A 19,859-nucleotide genomic window follows, 5' to 3' on the forward strand; every position below is an offset into this window, starting at 1 on the left:
CGCCGCGTGAGCCTAGGAGAACTGCTCTTCGATGATGTCGAGCAGCGCGAGGGCCTTGTCGTAGTCGCCGCGCACCGTCCAGTACGGAAGATCGTAGGCGTGTCCCTCGGCAAACGCGCGGGTTCCTGCCCAGACGGGGTTCTCCGCGAGCGTTGCGACGTCGGTGGTGTCGGTGTTGAAGCCTGTGATGAACAGGGTCGGGACGTCCGCCAGGAGCTGGCCGACCTGCTCGGTGGAGAGTGTTGCCATGTCTCCACCCGGGTTGTACGGCTCAAGGTTGTGCTCCTGCACGAGCGGTGCAGCGGTGAAACCGAGCGCTTCGAGCTCCTGTGGCAGCCCTGCGTCTTCGAACAGGAGATAGGGGGTGCCGTCTGAGGTGATCGTGAGCACTGACGCAGGCGTTGCGGGCACATCGATGGCGGCTTTCACCTCGGCGACACGGTCGTCGTACGCCGTGACCCGGTCCTCGAAGTCGGTGCTGCGCCCGAGTACGTCGTCCGCGATGAATGCGAACTGGTCCTGCCAGGTGGCGAGGTCCTTTCCGACGATCACGGTCGGCGCGATCTGCGAGAGCTGGTCGTAGCTTTTTGCCGCCAGGCCGTTGGGAAGACCGAGGCCGCCCGCCAGAATCAGATCTGGTTCGAGTTCGAGGACCCCTTCGAGATCAAATCCATCCATGCCCCAGGTGATGAATTCGGTGTTGTTTTCCTTCGGCCCTTCGCCCCAGAGCTCGGAGAACTCTGGCTCGTGATCGAAGTCCTCTGATGTGGTGCCCACCACCGGTACATCGAGGTCGTACAGGTAGCCAGCGAGGGCGTAGTTGAGCACCACCACGCGCTGCGGCACTGCTGGCACCGTCACCTCACCCTGCTCGGTCGTGACCGTGCGTTCCGTCTGCTCGGCGACCGCGCTCGGTGCGGCCTCGGGGGCCGTAGCTGCTGAGCAGCCAGTGAAGAGGAGCGATGCGCCAAGGAGTGCTGCAGCAAACGCGATGGACGGCTTTCGGGAACGCGGGAACATAACTTCTCACTTCGGATCGTGAACGAGTGGCGATGCAGAGCAGTGCGCGAGCGCAGGCCCCATTCATATGATGTAAGTCAGGCTACACTTAGCTGCGAGTGCTGGGAGGGTGAAACCGATGCGTAACAGACAAAACCTGACACCGCGTGTGCACAAACACGACATCACCGGAATCCGGCGGAGCGGGGATCATGCTGCGTGCTGATCTCCTCTCGGTGGTTCCCGAAAACGCCGTGCGATTTCTGGGCCACGACACCCACGTGCACGAGGAGCCGCACCTGATCCACGTCGTGAGTGGCACCGCTGATCTCGTGGTGGAAGGACGCGCGATGCGGTTGGGACCGCGTGAGAACCTGTGGCTCGCGCCCCGTGTTGCACACTCTGCGAAGTATTCAGAGGAGAGCGTCGTGTTTGGCCCGTTCCTGTCGCCCCACACGATTCCACCGGCGCGTATTCAGCTGCTCGGTATTGTGCCGGATCTCAGCCGGATTGTGGCGACGATACTGGGCGCAGGCCCGCGCACCAGTGCTGAGGTGCACCGGTTCCGCGTCGCGCTCGATGAAGTCCTCAACGCCATGCGGCAGGACTGCTTTTCGCTCGTCTCACCGAGACACCCGGCTGCGCGGCTGGTGGCTCGCGCAAGCCTCGCGGGGGTGGCAGGGGCAGTGGGCACAGGCAGTGGGGCCGGCGCCGTTCCCGGATCATCATGGACCGGGAATGCGGCGACCCTCGAAGAGCTCGCGGCGAGCGCGGGAACGAGCGCGCGACACATCCAACGCCTATTCCGCGAGGAGACCGGGCTATCGTTTCGGAGCTGGCGTGCTCGAGCACGCCTCAACGTCGCAGTGGCCCAGCTCCGGGGTGGAGCGCCGCTCCAGGCGGCCGCGCGCGCTGCCGGCTACGCGACGCGGCCGGGCCTGCTCACTGCGCTAAGCCGCGAGACCGGCATCGCTCGCGACGACCTTGCGCGAGATCCCGTCGGCGCGCTTGACCGGTGGATCGCCGTGAGCGCGCCGACGTGGAATGAGGGCTACGGGAGTCGCCGCGCCGCTTCCTAATCTTGACCCGTTCTTCCCTATTCCCAGGTGAGTGCGAGCCCGGTCGCCGCGCCGGGCAGTGTGGCAATGACTCGCTCGGCCCCGCTCCCGAGCTGCACCTCGCGGATCTCGCCGGACAGGTCGGAGACGTAGGCTGTGTGGTGCACCGGATCGAGCGCGAGTCCGATGGCCTCGCGGTAGCCCCTGGACAGGATGGTTGGGAAAGCCCCGCGCTGACCTGGGGCGGGGATCGGGGCGCGATTCAGTGTGTTTCCTTCGGGGCCAGCGCCGCGGTCCGTCCAATAGATCATGCCAGCAGCGGTGTCGAGCTCCAGATCGATGGGCTCAGGCAGGCCCTGCCACAGCGTTTCGATATCACTGCGCGTGGCGGCGTCCTCACCACGAGGAATCTCGATTCCTGCGCGGAGAATGCGCCCCTGGCCCGCGTCGGCCCCGCCCTTCTGGGTCCAGTAGAGCAGGCCTGCAACTGGGTCGACCGCGATGCCGACGCACCAGTCCTCGACCTCGCTCGGTCCGGTACCGCGCGTATCCACCAGTCGCGTGAGACCACTGCCATCGGCCTCGGCGCGGTAGATCCCGCGGCCCTCGCGGTCGCTCCAATAGAGACGCCCGGTGGCGGGATCGGCGGCGAGTTGCTTCCCGGTGACGAAGCTACCGCGCTCAACGATGACCTGTGGTGCACCGCCAGCGAGCGGGATTCGCTGCAAGGATCCGTTGGCTCGGGTGAAGGTGGGCTCCTCACCGCGGGCCGCTGGGGCATCAGGTGCTCCCATGCACGTGAAGGTGACGGTGCCGGCTGCTGGATCCACTACGATCCCGTCGGGTGCCTCTGTGAGACCAGCGTGCAGCGGGGTTACTGTGCCCGTAAACGGGTCGACGCGATTCACGCTGCCGGCGAGTAGATCGAGCGCGTACAGCGTCGCTCGTCGTTGCTCAGCACCGACGGTCGATCGAACCGCGCGCGTGATTCGGTCACGCCGTTCCGCGCGGGCCGGGTAGGTGTCGGCTACGCCGTACGCGGACTCGACCTGTTGCACAATCGCTGAGCGATCGGATTCAGACAGGTCAGGCCGCTGCAGCTCAATCGCGTCGAGCGCGGCACCGACGTGCTCAATGATGTGTCGGAGTCCGGCAGGCCCGCCGCCGAGATGGGAGGCCTCAAAGACGCCAATTGACGCCCACCGCAGGCCGAGCGACTCCTGGAAGATCACGTCGAAGGCATGCGCGTCAACGACCCCGTGCGTAACGAGCCACATTGCTTCATCGAGCACCGCCTTCTGTACGCGGTTGCCGACGAAACCGGGGATCTCGCGCCGCAGGGCGACGGGCACTTTGCCGATCTCGCGATAGATGCGCTCTGCTTCTTGCACGATGTCGGTGCGAGTGGCCGGGCCAGGGACGATCTCAACGAGCGGCATAATCTGTGGTGGATTGTACGGATGGCCGACGAGGATCTGTGCGGCGCGCGAGTTGCCCTCGGCGAGGAGCGAGGGGAGCAGACTCGACGTGGAGGATGCGATGATCGTGTCGTCTGTGGCAGCCGCTGCGATGTGCGCGAGGAGCTCTCGCTTGACGGCGAGGCGTTCCGGCCCATTTTCTTGGACGAGTGTCGCGCCGCGCACCGCGTCAGCGATGGAGGCCGCGATCTCGAAGCCGCGATCGCGTGGCACCGCGTCGGGAGAGACGTCGAATACTGCGACGTCCCATCCGCGCTCGTGGAACAGCTCGGCCCAGGAGAGCCCGATGACCCCGGCTCCGATGATGGCTACGCGTGGTGCAGTCATGTTGTGTTCTCCCTTTCTTTTGCGGTCGCTCGCGCTGCTGCGCCAGTCTGGTGGCCGGTCAGTGTGATGTTGCGTGGGTGGTGAGCACTCCGCGGAGCGCTGTGAGGATCGCGTCGCGCCGCAGCCGAGCTGGGTCATCGACGAACGGGCCCTGGAGGACAGATCCGACGTGACAGGCGATCACGATCCGGGTGGCCTCTGCGCCATCGGTAATCAATTCACCTCCGACGATGCGCGAGATCCCCTCAAGAATTGGCACCATGTGGTGTTCCAGTGCTTCACCGTGTGTGCGGAGCACGGCTGCCATGTCGGGATCGGACGCGGCGCGTAGGCCGAAGAGTGCGCGGAGGGCATACCACTGGGTGTCTGCGGGGATCACGCGAAGCATCTCGTCTGCTGCCACCTCGAGCACGGCCGTGTCGGTGCGCTCGGCGGTGGGGAGATGCTGGTCGAATCCGGCCATGCCCGCGATCAGCGCGTCAGTTTTGCGCTCGTAGAGTGCGAAAAAGACGTCATCAACGGTGCGGAAGTTTGAGTAGTAGGCGCCGCGAGTGAATCCGGCGCGCGTGCAGATCTCGTCAATGGAGGCCGTCGGGGTGCCGCGCTCAGTGAAGATTGCTTCGGCGGCATCGATGAGGGCCGCTCGGGTGCGGATTCGAGCTCGCGTGGTGGGCTGGGTGGCCCTGTCGGCGTGTTCGGTCTCGCCTGCTGCGTCGCCCTTCGTCATGGCCGGTTCCCTTTCACGTAAATTCGATGCATAATGAATTCAATACGAATTGTATCGAACAAGCGGGGTGAGCGCATCACCCCATTGAGGAGCATCGTGAACTACTCACTCCCCACCGACTCCGCTGACCGCCCGATCGTCATCGTCGGCGCAGGCACGCTGGGCCGACGCATCGCCGCCGTCTTCGCGGCAGGCGGATCAGACGTCCGCATTGCGGATCTGCAGGAGGCGCAGCGAACCGCCGCACTCGAGTACATTGCTGAATCGCTCCCAGAGCTCACCGAACGCCTGCACCAGCAGGGCACCGTGGTGACAGCAGGTACGGTCACCGCGGTCGAGCAGGTCGCGGACGCACTCTCCGGAGCATGGCTCGTGGTCGAAGCAGTGCCGGAAAAGCTCGAGATTAAGCGCCCACTCTTTGGCGACCTCGATCGACTCGCTGACCATGACGCGCTGCTCGCGACGAACTCGTCGTCCTACGCCTCACGGTATGTCATCGACGAGGTGACGAACGCCGGACGGGTGTTCAACATGCACTTCGCCATGCCGCCCACCAGCATGGCAGTCGAACTCATGAGCGATGGGCAGACCTCGGAGGGGCTGCTCGAAGATGTCGCAGAAGAACTGCGCCGCTATGGCCTCGCACCCTTCATTGCGCACGCTGAGAGCACGGGGTTCATCTTCAACAGGATCTGGGCTGCGATCAAGCGTGAATCGCTCGCGGTCGTTGCTGAGGGGGTGAGCACGCCGGAGGACGTTGACGCGATCATGCGTGCCAACATGGGGCTCGCAGCCGGCCCCTTTGCGCTCATGGATCAGGTCGGCCTCGATGTGGTGCTCGATATCGAAGAGCACTACGCCGCCGAGACGCCCACGCTGCCCGAGGGTCCGCGCGAGCTGCTGCGCAGCTACGTTTCGGCCGGAAAACTCGGCCGCAAGACTGGCGAGGGGTTCTACACATACGGGGAGTAGGAGCGAGGCGAGGGATGCTCGCCCGCCCGGCACCGCGGTAACGTGGAGCGCATGGGCGAAGCGGCGGCGGAACAGGGCGCAGCGAAGCACAGCCGAATGGCGCGATCCGGGACCGGGGCGCTACTCCTGGCTGCTGCGGTGCTGGGCGCCGTGGTGAGCTGGTGGATCTGCGTCGTGCAGCGAGTGCCCGTCTCCGCGGCCTCGGAGCTTGCCGCCGTCCAGTTTGGCGCTCCCATCCCGTGGATTGCGCAGGATCTGACAGCGAGCCCGCAAGCGGCCTACCCGAGCGATGTTCGCATGCTCCTCACCGGGAACAGTGCATGGGATGCCCCGGCCGAATACGACTGGGGGGCGTTCGCCGCCAACACCTTGATGTGGGGCGCTGCCGTCTGGGCCGTCGGTGCGCTGCTGATCTGGCTCGCGACGCGAGTGCGGCGGTCAGGGCCGCGGCCGGAATCCCAGTCGCTGCGGGAATCGTAATCGGAGCGCGCGGTGTCAGCCCGCGTTCGGGGCCCGAACCCTGCACGTGAGCGGTGCGCCCCTCGAGGCGCGCCGAGGGGCGCGTGCGCTGAAACGATGATCCGCGCACCGAACTGCGCGTGTGCTGAAACGGCGGTCCGTGATACCTCTGCGTACCCCGACGCATTCCCGGCCCGGCTCGTGCTGCACTCCTCCCAGTGCAGCACGAGCCGGTCGCTGCTGGCGAACCAGGTGGTCCGCCATGCGCACTGCCTGATCCGCGAGGCACCGGCAAACTGGTGCGCCCAAATTTCCCAGTGCGCCCAGACCTCCCGATGCGTGTCAGCGGCCCGGTTCTCCCCAGCGTGCGGGGGAGGGCGTGTGACCGAGTTCACACCCCCTAGGGATTGGGGAGTTCATACGGGGTGGTCGCAGTGACCGTATTGGTGATCCCGCACTCATTGACGTAGGCCACCCCCAACTGTGCGAAACTCACATGAGCAGTTTCCTCGACGATGCCCACCACGGTGTCCTCGGGGATCGACCCGTCAGCCGTGAAGTAGGCGATGGCCTTCGGGTAGCCGTCGTCGAATTGAGCATCGACGTAGGCCAGGTTCATCGTCTGACCGGACTGAGACGCTGTGTAGCGTGCAGTGTAAGACGTGGGCTGAGTCGTCTCACCGTATTCAGGAAGTCGGACGCCGCCTCTGAACACTCCATAGGTGTGTCGGTAGTCCGCCTGAACTGCAAAGGTGAACGGAGCCTTCTGCGCCTCCAGGAATGCTGCGGTATCTGCGTGGGCCAAATCTCCGGTGGAGCCATCGAAGGTGAAAGCCAGGTCTTCTGGGGTGAGCACCGTCACTGGAGTAAAGGACAGGTCGAAGGTCCAGGCCGTTTTCGCTTCCGGATCGACGGTGAATGCGTCGAGTCCCGGCTTCAGACGAGCGGTCACGGTCGCGACCGATCCGACGTGCGTGGTCGTGTAGGTGAAGTAGTCACTGTGTGGCGTGGTGATGACCGGGGGCGCACCGCACACCGGGGCGGAAGTCGGGGCAACAGGGGTGACCGGAGTCACCTCTGGATCGGGTGTCGGCGTCGGTGTTGGTGTCGGAGTTGGTGTCTGCGTTGTCGTCGGTTGCGCTGCCGAGGGGGTGCAATCTCCGGTCGCGGCCTGCGCGGCTGTCGGGGGCGCGAGCGGTGCCAAGGCCAGTGCGCCGATGAGCGCGAGCGCGCCGAGTGCTGCCGCGCGGCCTCGGCGCTTGTGTCCACGCATTGCAATCAGTCCGAGAGCGATCAACACGACCGCCACTGCGCCGAGAAATAGCGGCCCCCATGGGGAGGCCCCGGTATTCGCTAGACAATCCACTGTATTCATTTCATCCCCGCTCATTTTTTGACTACAATACTGCGCACCGCCCCCACAGAATGAGGTTCCTGCTGTGTCGCGAGGGCATCGCATGCGCGCGCCTGCTGCATCGGCAGGGGGCAACCCAGCTGGCACGCACGCGGACGTTCCTCAGCTCGCAGCGCGGCCCGGCCCAGCAGCAGGTGACGTGTCGGCGCAGCCTTCTCGGGCCACACACTGATCCAGGGGTGGGCTGCACGCTTCGGCTGAGCGCCAGCAGGGCAACCGTTGAGCGCGAATGCCGACACTTCGATGTCGCAACCGGCACTTACGTCGAACTGTTCTACTTAGCGGCACCCTCAGCGGTGTGCAGTAGGCCCCTACTGCGGGAATCGGCGTACCTAGTCGGTGCGAGCGCAGCGTAGCTTGTTGAGCGATTCCCGTCGCGGGACTCCTGACTTTCTGGCTGCCAGATACTCAAACGACCGGGGTAATTGGAGCTGCGACTCAGCTACATTCACAGGAAGGTTTCTCGGTATTTTGACACGAGAATCTGATCGATCCAGAGCTCGCCTCCGTGCGTTGAGTATGGCCTTGGCGGCCACTCTGCTGGCGGGTATCGCGGTGCTGTCGTCGGTGGGACCGGCCACACCGGCCCAGGCAGTGGGGGCGCTCGAGGAGATCCCATTCCCGTCGGACGAGGGCCTCGGGGGCACGCCAGATCCCGTCACTGACGCAGAGCTTGGGACACGGCGCACGAATGCGCGCGCTGACGAACCATCACCGAACGATCCCATCACCTTCCCGGATCCTGTGCTCCGCTCGGCAATCGGCAGCGAGATCGGGGTGAGCTCGGGGACGATCACCTACCGGGACCTTTCCAGGCTTCAGACGCTGAAGAGCAAGGGAAGTGGAATCACAGATCTGAGCGGCCTGGAGTTCGCGAAGAATCTCTCAAGCCTCTACGTCGACAACAATGGCATCTCGTCTCTTGCACCCCTGTCGAATTTGACAGGACTTCGGCAATTGACGATCTCGAACAACCCCATCACCGACATATCGGCGCTCTCCTCGTTGACCACGATCAACTGGCTCGAAATCAACTTCACCGACGTGAGTTCTCTGGAACCGCTTCGCGGAAACACCGCACTGGCCTGGCTGCAGGTGGCGTACACCTCGATTACGACTCTCGAACCGCTCAGCGAAGTCACGAGTCTCCAGGAAATCTGGTTTCAGAACACGGAAATCTCGGACTTGGCACCTCTTGCGGGGCTCTCCCGGATGCTCACGATCTCCGCGCCCTCCGCACGGATCAGTGATCTCGAGCCGCTTCGGGGGCTTGAGAAGCTTGACACGGTCAACGTCAACAGCAACTTCATTTCTGACATGTCAGTGCTCGAGGCCTGGCCCCAGATCCGTCGAGTCGGATTTGGCAACCAAACGGTCATCGGTGCACCCGTCCTCGTGCCGAGTAAGGCTCCGAGCTATACAAAGATTGATGTCGCTGACACGTTCTCGATGCCGTTTGGCGAGCGCCAAACGGTGGTTGCGGAAGCGGACCCCACGAACAATGGGGAAGGCGCGATCTGGCGGGACCTGGCAGAAGACGCAACCGAACTCGCGGTGAGCGTCTCACAACCCATCGTGCCGGGTGGGCCAGCGTTCTCTGCGCGAGTGACATATCCCGTGCAGAGTGCAGACTTCACGAACTCCACGCCGCCCGCCGCCGCGACGGACGCGCCCTATAGCTTTTCCTTCGCCACCACGGACGGGTACGTCGATCCTGAGACGTCCGTCGCCCCGGCAGGCTATGAACTTTCGTCCGGCGAAGTTCCAGGACTCTCGCTCAGCGCAACGGGGGTACTGTCCGGCACTCCCACTCAGGTGGGGAACCATCCGATCGTTGTTCGTGCCACAGATCGTCATGGAAACACTCTCGAGCGTGAGTACACCGTTCAGGTGGAACTCACCCTGGGTGAAGCTCCTCAGATCCAAACACAGACCCTCACGGGCGGAACGGTCGGGACGCCCTATACCGCTCAAGTGCGTGCAACCGGCACCGCGCCGATCACGTTCACAGTGACGGCTGGCACACTCCCCGCCGGCTTGAAGCTGAGCGACAGCGGACGTGTTTCAGGCACGCCATCGACCACGGGAACCTCGCACGTCACCATCTCTGCCGAGAACTCGGTGGGTACCGACTCGAAGGAGTACCGTATTTCGGTGGCCCCGCCAGCCCCCGCGTGCGTGCCAGCGCGGCGAGAACCGGTCTTCGCCGATGTCGCTTTCGGACAGAAGTTTTACACCGAAATCGACTGGATGCACTGCATGAAGTTGTCCACGGGTACGCCTCAGCCGCCCGCGAAGCCGCTCTACAAGCCGAAGGATAATCTGTCTCGCGAGGCGATGGCGGCGTTCATGTTCCGGTTGGAAGCGCCCAAGAATTACACGGCCCCGAAGGTGTCCCCGTTTGCTGATGTGAAGCCGGGGGATGCGTTCTACGCGGAGATCGTGTGGATGTGGGAAGCGAAGCTGTCTACTGGTACGGCGCAGGTGACAGGGAAGCCGCTGTTTAAGCCAAAGGATGGTCTGTCGCGTGAGGCGATGGCGGCGTTCATTTACCGCTTGGAAGCGCCAAAGAACTACACGGCTCCGAAGGTGTCTCCGCTGGCTGATATGAAGCCGGGGATGAAGTTCTACACGGAGATCTCGTGGATGTATTCGGAGATGCTCACCACGGGGAATACGGTGGGGAACACGAAAGAGTTCTGGCCGAAGGCCAAGTTGTCGCGTGAGGCGATGGCGGCGTTTATCTATCGGCTGGTGACTGACTACCGCGCATAGCGCTCCAGCAGCTGACTCACGCACTGCACCGCATCACACCACACGACCCGCTCACTCTCACGAGTGTGCGGGTCGTGTCGTGCAATCTGCGAGATTGCATTCTCCTGCTCTCACCGGGAGCGGTGGGGCTCAGGCAACTCCAGCGACGTGCAGAAACGGAAAGTCGAGTCTTAACGCTCGGCGCTTACAGCCGCTCACTGCGTTACGTGCCGATGCGAAAGATGCAATGCGGCGGGGTGGTCACGCTCGTGAGTCGTCCCACTCAAACGTGATGTTCCTCAGTACATGCCTCGTGCTTCCTTTGAATGCACACAGGCGCCCGTGTTACGTTCAGCCTTGCTGGCGTACGCCGGCCTCAGAGCGAATCGCGAGAGTGCCTCTGCACCGTTCCAATCCTGGTGCTTCCTCTGATCTATTCGGAGGAATGCTCATGCAGCCGATTAAGAATCTTCCATACGCCACAGTTCGAACTACGGTGAAATCTGCGCCTCCGGAGTGTGACCCACCTCGGGGTGTCATGACGGTGGTCTATTGCGAAGGTCAACTCGGAAAATCTGACGGGAAAACCGCGAACGGTCTGGTCCGCTCCTCGGAGCGCTACGACCTCAGAGCAGTCATCGACAGTACGCACGCCGGCGAGGACGCGGGGTTCGTGCTCGATGGAAAAGTGAATGGGGTCCCCGTGTATGCCTCCCTGTCGGAAGCACTGACCAGCACGGGTGTTCAATTCGACTACATGATCTGCGGGTTGGCTCCTGCAGACGGCATGCTCTCGCACGATGAGCGCACGGCTTTTCTCGAAGGTATCGCTGCTGGACTCCACCTGGTGAGCGGTCTGCACGAGTTCCTGAATGATGATCCTGAATTCATCGCTGCAGGGCAGGCCGCAAATGTGACGATTACTGACATTCGACGGCCGAAACCCACGCACGAACTCAAAATGTTCTCCGGTGACATTCACACGGTCACCTGCCCGCGTATCGCTGTGCTGGGCACAGACGGCTCCATTGGAAAACGCACCACAGCGACACTGCTCGTGCAGGCGCTACGCGCGCAGGGCGTGAACGCAGTGCTCGTCGGCACCGGGCAAACAGCCCTGATGCAAGGCTCCCCGTACGGCGTCGCACTAGACGCGATCCTGCCCCAGTTCTGCTCTGGAGAGGTTGAGGCCCAGATCGTTGCGGCCTTTCACTCCGAAGCTCCCGATGTGATCGTCATCGAGGGGCAAGGGGCACTGAGCCACCCCGCGTACCTGAGCTCGGCGACGATTCTGCGCGGAAGCATCCCCGATGCAGTGATTGTGCAGCACGCTCCGCAGCGAGCAGTCCGAGATGATTTCCCAATGTGTGCGGTCCCGACGGTGGCGAGTGAGATCGCCCTGATCGAAGCATTCTCGCCCACCCGCGTCATCGGTGTCACCATCAATCATGAGGGGATGAGCGACCGCGAAGTCGGAGCGACGATTGTGAACTACGAGCGAGACCTTGGCCTGCCCACGACGGATCCGCTCACGCGGCCAGCCGCGAAGCTCGCGAGCATCGTGCTTCAGGCATTTCCTGTGCTCACACGCAGCACGACCTCGCGTGCGGGCTGATGACCCCCCGACTCGAGATTGATCTCGATGCGATCGAGAACAACACTCGAACTCTCACCAACACCCTCACCCCGCGTGGCATCCGTGTCGTAGGAGTCACAAAAGGGGTCGCCGGGTCACCCCACGTCGCGGCCGCGATGATGCGTGGCGGGGCGCATGGCATTGCAGACTCACGCATCGACAATCTGGAGGCACTCCGAAGGGCAGGTGTGGGGGCCCCGATCTCGCTCGTCCGAACTCCCATATTGAGCCAGGTGTCGCGAGTGGTTGAACTCGCTGATTTCAGTTTCAACACTGAACTCACGGTGCTGCAGGCGCTGTCGGAAGCGGCACTGGCGGCTCATATGAAGCATCGTGTGGTCTTAGTTGCAGAGTTGGGTGATCTTCGGGATGGTATTCCAGCCAGCGATCTCGTCGCCGTTGCCCGTGCCGTTCTCCGCCTGCCTGGTCTGACGCTTGCAGGGATCGGAGCGAACCTTGCGTGCATGAGCGGGGTGATCCCTGGAGATCGGAACATGGGAGAGCTGTCAGAACTCGCCTGCCGCATAGAACTCTCGCTTGGCGTCGCCCTCGATACCGTTTCAGGAGGCAATTCCGCAAACCTGGGATGGGTGTCTGCAACGGCGGACACCGGCAGGGTGAACGAGCTGCGGCTGGGGGAAGCCATTTTGCTCGGCACAGACCCGGTGCGCGGTGAGCCCCTTCCTGGACTCTCTCCCGACGTGATGTCACTCGTTGGAGAAGTGATAGAAATCCAGACAAAACCAGCCCAGCCGTGGGGTGACCGCCTCGCTACGACGGCGTTTGGCCCTGCTCCCGTCGGGAGCACCGCGGGCATCGTTCGCCAGGCCATCGTGGCAATCGGGCGACAAGATGCAGCTCTCGAGAGTATCTCCGCGGTGGACGGCTACCGCCTCCTGGGTATGAGCAGCGATCACCTTGCCCTCGACATCGGCGCAGCTGCACTGTCGGTCGGCGATGAGGTGCGCTTTCACATCGGATACAGCTCACTGTTGCGGGCAGTCCACTCACGCTCCGTGGACACACAATTGCTGAGCGGTGTCGCAGCACTTCACTCGGGTCCAACACGTGTTCCCGCGTAGCTCATCATTGGTCAGGAATTTCTGATGCTGTGCAGCGGTGGGGTGTGAAAGCCGTGCAGCAGCGTCGTTCGAAACGTGAAGTCCAGACGGCGCTGCGTGGTCTCGGAGCGATGACGGATGATGTCGCCGGGCCTGGTGCGTCACGGGGCCGCGACATACGATATCCACATGGGGGAAACTCGGCGGCGCACGGTCGCGTCAATTGCAGCTGCTCTGCTCATCGGTCTGACGCTCGGGGGCGGTATCGCGCCGGCGCACGCAGTGACCACTCCTTCCTGGGCAGAGTGGGATCCACTCACCGGTGTGGGGGGTGCCTACTCCACAGGGTTCACTCTTCCCGGTACTCCCGCGATTACCGCTCAGGCGAAGACGGATTCCCGCGCAGGCCAGGTTGGTGTCATTTCTGGTGCGAGCACGTGGCTCGCCCCATCCACACCAGTCGGCCTGAAGTATGGTTCGAGTAAGAACCTGCCCTACCTCAATCTGCGTCCGAAAGCTGACAACTCGGCCTCGCCGTCGTCCACGACTTACACGTTTGCGCAGCCCACCCCCACGTCAAACTGGGCGTTTGTGCTCGGGGACATCGATGCCGATCAGCTTCAGATCCGTGCGGTTGGCCCTGACGGGGTCGCGCTCACGGCAGCACAGCTTGGGTTCCGCGGCGGTTTCAATTACTGCGCGCCCGGGCTGGCAGGCAAGCCTTCTTGTGCGGGGGATGCGGCTGATGTGCCGCAGTGGGATCCGGCCACACTCACGCTCCTGGGGAACGATGCAGCAGCCGACACTAACGGTGCGGCAGCCTGGTTCGAGCCAGTCGCGCCCATCAGCGCGCTGACGTTCAGCTTCACGCGACGCTCTGGGTTCCCCGTCTACCAAACCTGGTTCACGGCATTGAGTCGCGACATTGCTGGCACGGTGACCGCTCAGAGCGGAGACGGGAGTGGCGCAACGCTCACGCTCACCGATCCATCGGGTGCCGTGGTGGCTACTGCAGTCACGGTTGCGGGCGGCGGCTACAGCTTCCCTGGAGTGCAGGCATCCGCTGGGTACACCGTGTCCGTGCAGGCTCCGTCCGGTCAGATCGTTGACGGCCCAGCGCGGAAGCCAGCAAATCTCTCCGAAGCCGATGCGACAGTTGATTTCAACGTCCGCGACATCGTGCCGGTTGCGGTTTCTGGCATCGTGACCGAGTCAGATGGCACCCCTGTCCCGGGTGCGACGGTGACGATACCTGGGGTTGGCAGCGTGACGACCGCTGCTGATGGGAGCTACCTGTTTGACACGGTGCCGGTTGGGACGTATCAGCCAGAGCTTACGGTGCCGCCGGGCTTCAACCTGCAGACGGTGGCTCCGCCATTCACAGTGCCGCCCGGCTCAGAGGTGCCGATTACCGGTGAGGACTTTGTGATTTCCGCGCTGCCCAGTCTGAGCGGCCAGGTCACCGAAGCCGGCAGCGCTGCGTCCGGGGTCACCGTGACGGCCTCGGGGCCAGGCGGCACCTTCAGCACTGTGACCGCGACCGACGGATCGTATTCGTTCCCCGGTCTCATCGACGGCGAGTACGTGATCACGGTCACCGCGCCGGACGGCACCGTCCCGGATGGACCCCTGACGCGCACCACCGTGGTGGCAGGCAGCAGCGTCACAGGGATTGATTTTGCGCTCCGACGTACCGGCTCGCTCGCGGGCACCGTGGTCGCGGGAGGTGTTCCGCGTGCCGGGGTGGGGATCCTCATCGACGGCCCGAACGGACAGGCAGCTCTCACCACCGATGCGGCAGGTGAGTATGACCTTGGGGGGCTGCTGCCCGGAAGCTACACGATCACCGTGACCGCACCAGAGGGATACCGGGTCAGTGGTGCAGGGACGCGCACGGTAACGATCACAGCGGCGGGAGAAGCCGTGGTGGATCAAGACTTTGTGCTCATCGTCGAGGATGTGGTGCCGCCGACCACGACACCGCCGACCACAACGCCGCCGACCACGGTGCCCCCAACGGGCCCGCCCACCGTGCCAACCGTGCCGACTGAGGCTGTGGCGCACGGGAAGGGACTTGCGTCAACGGGAGCCGGATCCGCACTGGTGCCGATGCTTGGTATCGCTGCGGGGGCCCTCATCCTGCTTGGTGCTGGGGCGCTCGTGGTGCGGGCGGTCCGCAAGCGCTAGTCTCGCCCGGGGCTGCACGCCGGCAGCGCTCGATGGGCGCTGTTGCGGGGCACGAGTATGGCATGCCCCGCGGGGGCACTGTGGCGGTGTGACTCCGTGGGATAGCCCGTCGGTTCACCGTGGTGCGCGAGCGCTGTGCGGGCTGTGCCGTGGTGCGGTGTAGGCCTCATGTGTCACAGGGAAGCGGATTCGGTGAGCACTCGATCGTACGGATGCTCGCTTGGCGGCTTCAGGGGGTGTGCGGGGCGGGGAGCGAAGCGCGGTGCCAGCTAAATGTGCATTCAATCCAAGTTTGGGGTTAGTGTATCCAGTGGGGGTTGTTCGGTTCCCAAGAAAGGGTCACTCGTGCACCATGTACACCGCCGTTCGTTGCTGGGCCTCAGCGCTGGAGCAGTTCTCGTGCTCACCGGACTGTGGGGTGTGGCAGGAACTCCCGCGTTCGCCGCGCCGTCCACGGGAGCCATGCCGCTGGTGCAGGCCCAGCAACTCGGCGCACCCGCACCTGTGAATTCGACCACTCGGTTGAATCCCATTCTGATTCCGAAAGCGTATGGGGCGCCGTTCCTCTTTTCTGTGACAGTCGAGCTCGACGCCGCTTCGAACCTCTCCGGCCAGTTCGCCGAGCTGTGGCTCAACGGCGAGAATGTCGGTCAGACTCCGCTGATCTACATCGGATCCGGACGATTCTCCGGAATTCTCGCCACTTCACAAGTGCCGAACGCGGGCGAATACTCAGCCGTCGCAAGATTTCCGGGGTTTGAGGCAACGACGCCGACAACGGCGGGTGCACTGCCCTCTGAGAGCAGCCCGTACCGCTTCACGGTAGCGCCGCTCGCTTCAACCACCGCGGTGACTGCGGCACCGACCGCTGAACATGCGTTTGCCACCGTTGACGTCGCGGCATCGGTGCTCGTCCCCGGGTACACGCCCACCGGGAGTGCCTCCCTTATGCTCGATGACACCGAAATTGCAACAGCTGCGCTCGAAGCTGCCACTGATCCCTCAGCGGGAAGCCGTGTCGACTTTGTTGGTGTGCGGCTCCCGGCTCACGGCGAGACGCTTTGGGTGCGGTACCAGGGCTCCGCCGATGGCAATATGGCACCTTCGGATTCCGTGCGCACTCCCATCCACATCGATCCGCTTGACACGAGTGTCGACGTGCGTCTTGACCCTTCACAGATCCGCGCCGACGACACCACTGACCTTCACATCACCGTCACAAACGAGACGTTGGGATCGAGCCAGGATCCCGTTGGAAGTATCGAAGTGCTCATTGATGGAGCGGTCGCAGTGACGATGGCTCAGGCCCAGGACGTGGATCCAGAATCGGGCAACGGCGTCTCGCGCTACTCAGTTCCTTTGGGGGGCTCCGAGCTCGGCCTCGGAACACATGATGTCACCGTGCAGTTCCTCCCCGAGCCGGGCTTCACCGAGTCCAGCAGTGAGCCGGTCTCGCTCACGGTGCAGGGTATTCCTACGTGGATCACGAGCGACGTGGCAGTTGTCGCGGGCACCCCCGCGCATCCCGCCCGTGTGCTGGTGCGCGCATCGGTCGATCCCGCGGCTGGACCTGCATCGGCAGCGAAGGGCGCGCTGCGTGCTGCGCCGGAGGAGGTCACCGCGTCAAGTGGCTCCGCAGCGGCTGGATACGTGCAGGCCTTCGTCGCAGGAGAACCACTCGGAGACCCTGTATGGCTGGCCGAAGGGGCCGCCGATGTCGAACTGAGGGGCCTTGCAGAAGGCCGGCACGACGTCGAGATTCGATTCACCCCCACTGAAGACCCCAACGCGCTGAAATCGAGTATGTCGATCACTGCAGAGATCACGGCTGACGCGGCCCCGAAACCAGGACCGAAGCCGGAACCGAAGCCAGGACCAGCGCCGGACCCTGGGCCGGAGCAACCAGGACAGCCCGCCCAGCCCTCGCTTGCCCAGACAGGCGCACCCGGAGGACACCCGTTGTTCGCGCTGGGGGCAGCGTCTGTGCTGCTCGCAGCGTCCGTGCTGTTCGCCGGCTCGCGTCGCCTCAGCCGGCATCCGCGGGCGTAAACGCGACTCTCGTCCATCCTCTGGGACCCGTCGCCTCCGCGCGACGGGTCCCAGTGTTCGCTCAACGGGGCTGATCTGAATGACAGGGACCACTCACGGCTCGAGCTGTGCAGCGCCGCCGGTGCGGCAGCGGTGCTGCACTCGGGCGGCCCTTTCGGGTCGCGGGTCGCGGGTCGCGGATCGCGGCTCGCTGGTCTCATCGCGATAGCCACCCGATAGTCACCACGCAGCTGTGCGCGCACACCGGCCATGAGTGAGATCCGCACGCCACGACCCGCGAGAGCGCTGTGCTGGCGTGCGTGCACCTCGCGGTGCAGGTCGCACAGAGTGCACTCGATGACAGCTCAACCTCCACCTACGTTGCAGCGCGGCTGAGCAGGATCCATCCCTAGTTTGCCTGCGCTGCTACCTATGCACCCCTCGTGCAACCGAGCATAGATACACCAGTGCCTGCGTTGCGCCGTGAATACCCACGCAACCTCGGCGCACGTACCCGCTCCGTCGGGTGTTGTCGTGAGCGCTCGTGTCTGGTGCCGAGAAGGTGAGCGAATGCACCTCAAGCGCACGCGCTGGCCGCTGCACCCCCTGATTTGGAGAAAACATGTCGAAGCGAATGCTGAACCGTCTGACCGTGGCGGCGGCCGCACTGGGCCTACTGCTCTGCGGCGGAACGGCGCCCGCATTTGCAAGCCCATCGCCCGGCGAGGGCCCCGACACCGGTGGCACGGAGGTGGTGCTCCCCGCCCCGCTCGGCCTGGTGTTCTCCCAGGTGAGCGCCGGATCAACGCATACGCTCGCGCTTGACAACGCGGGCAAGCTGTACTCGTGGGGCGATAACGAGTACGGGCAACTTGGCGATGGCAGTACAACTTCGCGCGATACACCCGTGCAGGTGTTGCCGCCGCAGGGAGTCCGATTTGTGCAGATCGATGCGTCACGCGATGGGTCGATGGCGTTGGGAGACGACGGCAACGCATACGCGTGGGGACTGAACATCCAAGGCCGTTTTGGGTACCGATCTCCGAGTCAGCACAGTGTGCCGACACTGGTGCCGGGGGTCGCTGGAGTGGCGTTCGTGCAGGTCAGCATGTCAGACACTCATGCGTTAGCGATCGGTAGCGACGGAAACACGTATGGCTGGGGAGGCAACGCCTTTGGGCAGTTGGGAGATGGACGGGACCACGTGTATTCCAGCCCGCTCACGCCCGTTCAGCTGCCAGACGCAGTGCGGTTCGTCAAGGTCGCTCCGAGGAGTGGGGCATCCGCTGCGCTCGGCGACAACGGGAAAGTGTATGCCTGGGGCAACGTTTTTTCTACCCTGTACAGCACGCCGAAGCTCGTCGAGACTCCGGATGGGCTGGCGCTCACTGAGATCGCCTCAGGAGGATTCCATGTGAGCATGATCGGGGACGATGGCGGGACATATGCGTGGGGCTTAAACGAATATGGGCAATTGGGCGATGGCACCACCGTGGATCGGCGCAGCGCGCCAGTGCCTGTCCTGACGCCACCAGGTGTCAGCTTCACGCACACCGCAGGCGGATTTCTCCACTCAGCCGCAATTGGAGATGACGGAAACGCCTACACGTGGGGGTATAACGCTGCCGGGCAACTCGGCGACGGCGGAACGGTCGCACGCAACGCGCCGGCCAAAGTGGACCTGCCCGCTGGGGCGTCGCTGGTTCAGATCAGCGCGGGGAAGGCACACACCGTCGCGCTTGATGAACGAGGGAATGCTTACGCCTGGGGGGACAACAGTCGTGGACAACTCGGTGCCGGGGCCACGGGAGACGAAAACCGGCCGGTCCAGGTGTCGACCCCGCCGGTCACGGTTACGGCGGTTTCGTTTGATGAGGAGTACGGAGACGACCTGACTGACAATGGCGACGGTACGATCCAGGTGAAAACCCCGGCGCATGCACCGGGGGTCGTGGACGTGGTGGTGGAATGGGAACACAACGGGGAAGTGCAGCAGCCAGTGCGCTACCCAGCGGCATTTACGTACCTGCCCACCACTGTCGCCCCAACCGTCACCAATCCCGCCCACCAGTCCGTACTGGCCGGCGATACTGCGACCTTCGAGGTTCAGACGACAGGGATGCCGGTTCCAGACGTGGCCTGGGAAGCGTCTGCCGATCAGGGGCGGACCTGGAGTCCGACTGTTGCGAGTGCCGCCGCTTCTCTCTCGGAGGATTCTCGCGTCTTGACGGTACGGGGGAGCCACGCGAACAACGGAGTCCAGTATCGGGCGGTCGCATCAAACACGGCGGGCACGGTCTTGAGCGAACCAGCAACTCTTGAAGTGCGCAGCGCGCTGAAGCCGACTACGCCGCCGACCACCCCGCCCAGCACGCCACCGACCACGCCACCGAAGGTCGCAACCCCGCAACAGTCCGACTCGAACTCCCCGAATCTTGCGAAGACGGGACAGACCATGGCGCTCGCGGTCTGGGCAGCAGCGGCCCTCACGCTTTCCGGAGCTGTGGTCTCGACACTCGCTCTGCGCGCGAGAAATCGCGCAGGCCAAGCCCGCAGGCCAAGCCCGCAGGCCAAGCCCGCAGGGCAAATGATCGAGTCTGAGAGCTGTGCCGCGGTGGTCGGCGCTGCCTGCTCCGTGTCCGGCTCCCAATCCTCGATCCCCGCTCCCGGTCCCGAACATCGAGCCCCGAGGCCCCGAAGACCGAGCCCCGAGCTTACGTGACATCGAGCGGAGCACCGCGAAAGAGTCAGTCTTGTGG

13 protein-coding genes are annotated in these 19,859 nt (G+C 64.0%); 9 read left to right on the top strand and 4 right to left on the bottom strand.

Annotation, left to right across the window (positions count from 1 at the left end; genetic code table 11):
• Window positions 1–12 precede the first annotated feature (12 nt).
• A complete protein-coding gene (locus K1X41_RS10490; RefSeq protein WP_220174564.1) occupies window positions 13–1,020 on the bottom strand; it encodes an ABC transporter substrate-binding protein in 1,008 nt (335 codons plus the stop codon).
• 191 nt (window positions 1,021–1,211) lie between these two features.
• Between K1X41_RS10490 and K1X41_RS10495 the strand changes: the two genes are divergently transcribed.
• Window positions 1,212–2,078 carry a helix-turn-helix transcriptional regulator gene (locus tag K1X41_RS10495; protein ID WP_220174565.1) on the top strand — a complete coding sequence of 289 codons (867 nt, stop codon included), beginning with the start codon at window positions 1,212–1,214 and terminating at the stop codon, window positions 2,076–2,078.
• Window positions 2,079–2,095: 17 nt separating this feature from the next.
• Here K1X41_RS10495 and K1X41_RS10500 read toward each other — a convergent pair whose 3' ends face one another.
• The gene (locus K1X41_RS10500; RefSeq protein WP_220174566.1) at window positions 2,096–3,862 is read right to left on the bottom strand and encodes a 3-hydroxyacyl-CoA dehydrogenase NAD-binding domain-containing protein; all 1,767 of its coding nucleotides are present in this window, start codon (window positions 3,860–3,862) and stop codon (window positions 2,096–2,098) included.
• A gap of 58 nt (window positions 3,863–3,920) precedes the next feature.
• A complete protein-coding gene (locus tag K1X41_RS10505; protein WP_220174567.1) occupies window positions 3,921–4,589 on the bottom strand; it encodes a TetR/AcrR family transcriptional regulator in 669 nt (222 codons plus the stop codon).
• A 96-nt stretch (window positions 4,590–4,685) separates the two neighbouring features.
• Here K1X41_RS10505 and K1X41_RS10510 point away from each other — a divergent pair, with 96 nt between their 5' ends.
• Together K1X41_RS10510 and K1X41_RS10515 are read left to right on the top strand one after the other, a co-directional pair.
• On the top strand, window positions 4,686–5,561 hold the full coding sequence (locus K1X41_RS10510; protein ID WP_220174568.1) for a 3-hydroxyacyl-CoA dehydrogenase family protein: 876 nt from the start codon (window positions 4,686–4,688) through the stop codon (window positions 5,559–5,561).
• A 51-nt stretch (window positions 5,562–5,612) separates the two neighbouring features.
• The gene (locus K1X41_RS10515) at window positions 5,613–6,041 is read left to right on the top strand and encodes a hypothetical protein (protein ID WP_220174569.1); all 429 of its coding nucleotides are present in this window, start codon (window positions 5,613–5,615) and stop codon (window positions 6,039–6,041) included.
• A gap of 379 nt (window positions 6,042–6,420) precedes the next feature.
• On the opposite strand, the gene K1X41_RS10520 is transcribed toward K1X41_RS10515, so the two are convergent.
• Window positions 6,421–7,395, bottom strand: coding sequence for a hypothetical protein (locus K1X41_RS10520; RefSeq protein ID WP_220174570.1), 975 nt, complete (start codon window positions 7,393–7,395; stop codon window positions 6,421–6,423).
• A gap of 564 nt (window positions 7,396–7,959) precedes the next feature.
• Between K1X41_RS10520 and K1X41_RS10525 the strand changes: the two genes are divergently transcribed.
• The 6 genes from K1X41_RS10525 to K1X41_RS10550 all read left to right on the top strand — a co-directional run bounded on the left by K1X41_RS10525 (window position 7,960) and on the right by K1X41_RS10550 (window position 19,822).
• The gene (locus K1X41_RS10525; RefSeq protein WP_166644274.1) at window positions 7,960–10,209 is read left to right on the top strand and encodes a putative Ig domain-containing protein; all 2,250 of its coding nucleotides are present in this window, start codon (window positions 7,960–7,962) and stop codon (window positions 10,207–10,209) included.
• Window positions 10,210–10,726: 517 nt separating this feature from the next.
• Window positions 10,727–11,803 carry a DUF1611 domain-containing protein gene (locus tag K1X41_RS10530; protein WP_220174571.1) on the top strand — a complete coding sequence of 359 codons (1,077 nt, stop codon included), beginning with the start codon at window positions 10,727–10,729 and terminating at the stop codon, window positions 11,801–11,803.
• Window positions 11,803–12,906, top strand: a complete 1,104-nt coding sequence (locus tag K1X41_RS10535) for an alanine racemase (RefSeq protein ID WP_220174572.1) — start codon at window positions 11,803–11,805, stop codon at window positions 12,904–12,906. Before K1X41_RS10530 ends, K1X41_RS10535 begins: the two co-directional genes overlap by 1 nt.
• 168 nt (window positions 12,907–13,074) lie before the next feature.
• Window positions 13,075–15,072 carry an MSCRAMM family protein gene (locus K1X41_RS10540; protein WP_220174573.1) on the top strand — a complete coding sequence of 666 codons (1,998 nt, stop codon included), beginning with the start codon at window positions 13,075–13,077 and terminating at the stop codon, window positions 15,070–15,072.
• A 345-nt stretch (window positions 15,073–15,417) separates the two neighbouring features.
• Window positions 15,418–17,121: an Ig-like domain-containing protein gene (locus tag K1X41_RS10545; protein ID WP_220174574.1), complete on the top strand. Its 1,704-nt coding sequence runs from the start codon at window positions 15,418–15,420 to the stop codon at window positions 17,119–17,121.
• A 601-nt stretch (window positions 17,122–17,722) separates the two neighbouring features.
• The gene (locus tag K1X41_RS10550) at window positions 17,723–19,822 is read left to right on the top strand and encodes an RCC1 domain-containing protein (protein WP_220174575.1); all 2,100 of its coding nucleotides are present in this window, start codon (window positions 17,723–17,725) and stop codon (window positions 19,820–19,822) included.
• Window positions 19,823–19,859 lie beyond the last annotated feature (37 nt).

The sequence above is a fragment of the Leucobacter luti genome (assembly GCF_019464495.1).
In the GTDB taxonomy this organism is placed as follows: Bacteria; Actinomycetota; Actinomycetes; order Actinomycetales; family Microbacteriaceae; genus Leucobacter; species Leucobacter luti_A.

Coding starts and splice junctions, on each gene's coding strand:
- K1X41_RS10490 (WP_220174564.1), bottom strand. CDS start 1,020: ATGTTCCCGCGTTCCCGAAAGCCGTCCATCGCGTTTGCTGCAGCACTC.
- K1X41_RS10495 (WP_220174565.1), top strand. CDS start 1,212: ATGCTGCGTGCTGATCTCCTCTCGGTGGTTCCCGAAAACGCCGTGCGA.
- K1X41_RS10500 (WP_220174566.1), bottom strand. CDS start 3,862: ATGACTGCACCACGCGTAGCCATCATCGGAGCCGGGGTCATCGGGCTC.
- K1X41_RS10505 (WP_220174567.1), bottom strand. CDS start 4,589: ATGACGAAGGGCGACGCAGCAGGCGAGACCGAACACGCCGACAGGGCC.
- K1X41_RS10515 (WP_220174569.1), top strand. CDS start 5,613: ATGGGCGAAGCGGCGGCGGAACAGGGCGCAGCGAAGCACAGCCGAATG.
- K1X41_RS10520 (WP_220174570.1), bottom strand. CDS start 7,395: ATGAATACAGTGGATTGTCTAGCGAATACCGGGGCCTCCCCATGGGGG.
- K1X41_RS10530 (WP_220174571.1), top strand. CDS start 10,727: ATGACGGTGGTCTATTGCGAAGGTCAACTCGGAAAATCTGACGGGAAA.
- K1X41_RS10535 (WP_220174572.1), top strand. CDS start 11,803: ATGACCCCCCGACTCGAGATTGATCTCGATGCGATCGAGAACAACACT.
- K1X41_RS10540 (WP_220174573.1), top strand. CDS start 13,075: ATGGGGGAAACTCGGCGGCGCACGGTCGCGTCAATTGCAGCTGCTCTG.
- K1X41_RS10550 (WP_220174575.1), top strand. CDS start 17,723: ATGTCGAAGCGAATGCTGAACCGTCTGACCGTGGCGGCGGCCGCACTG.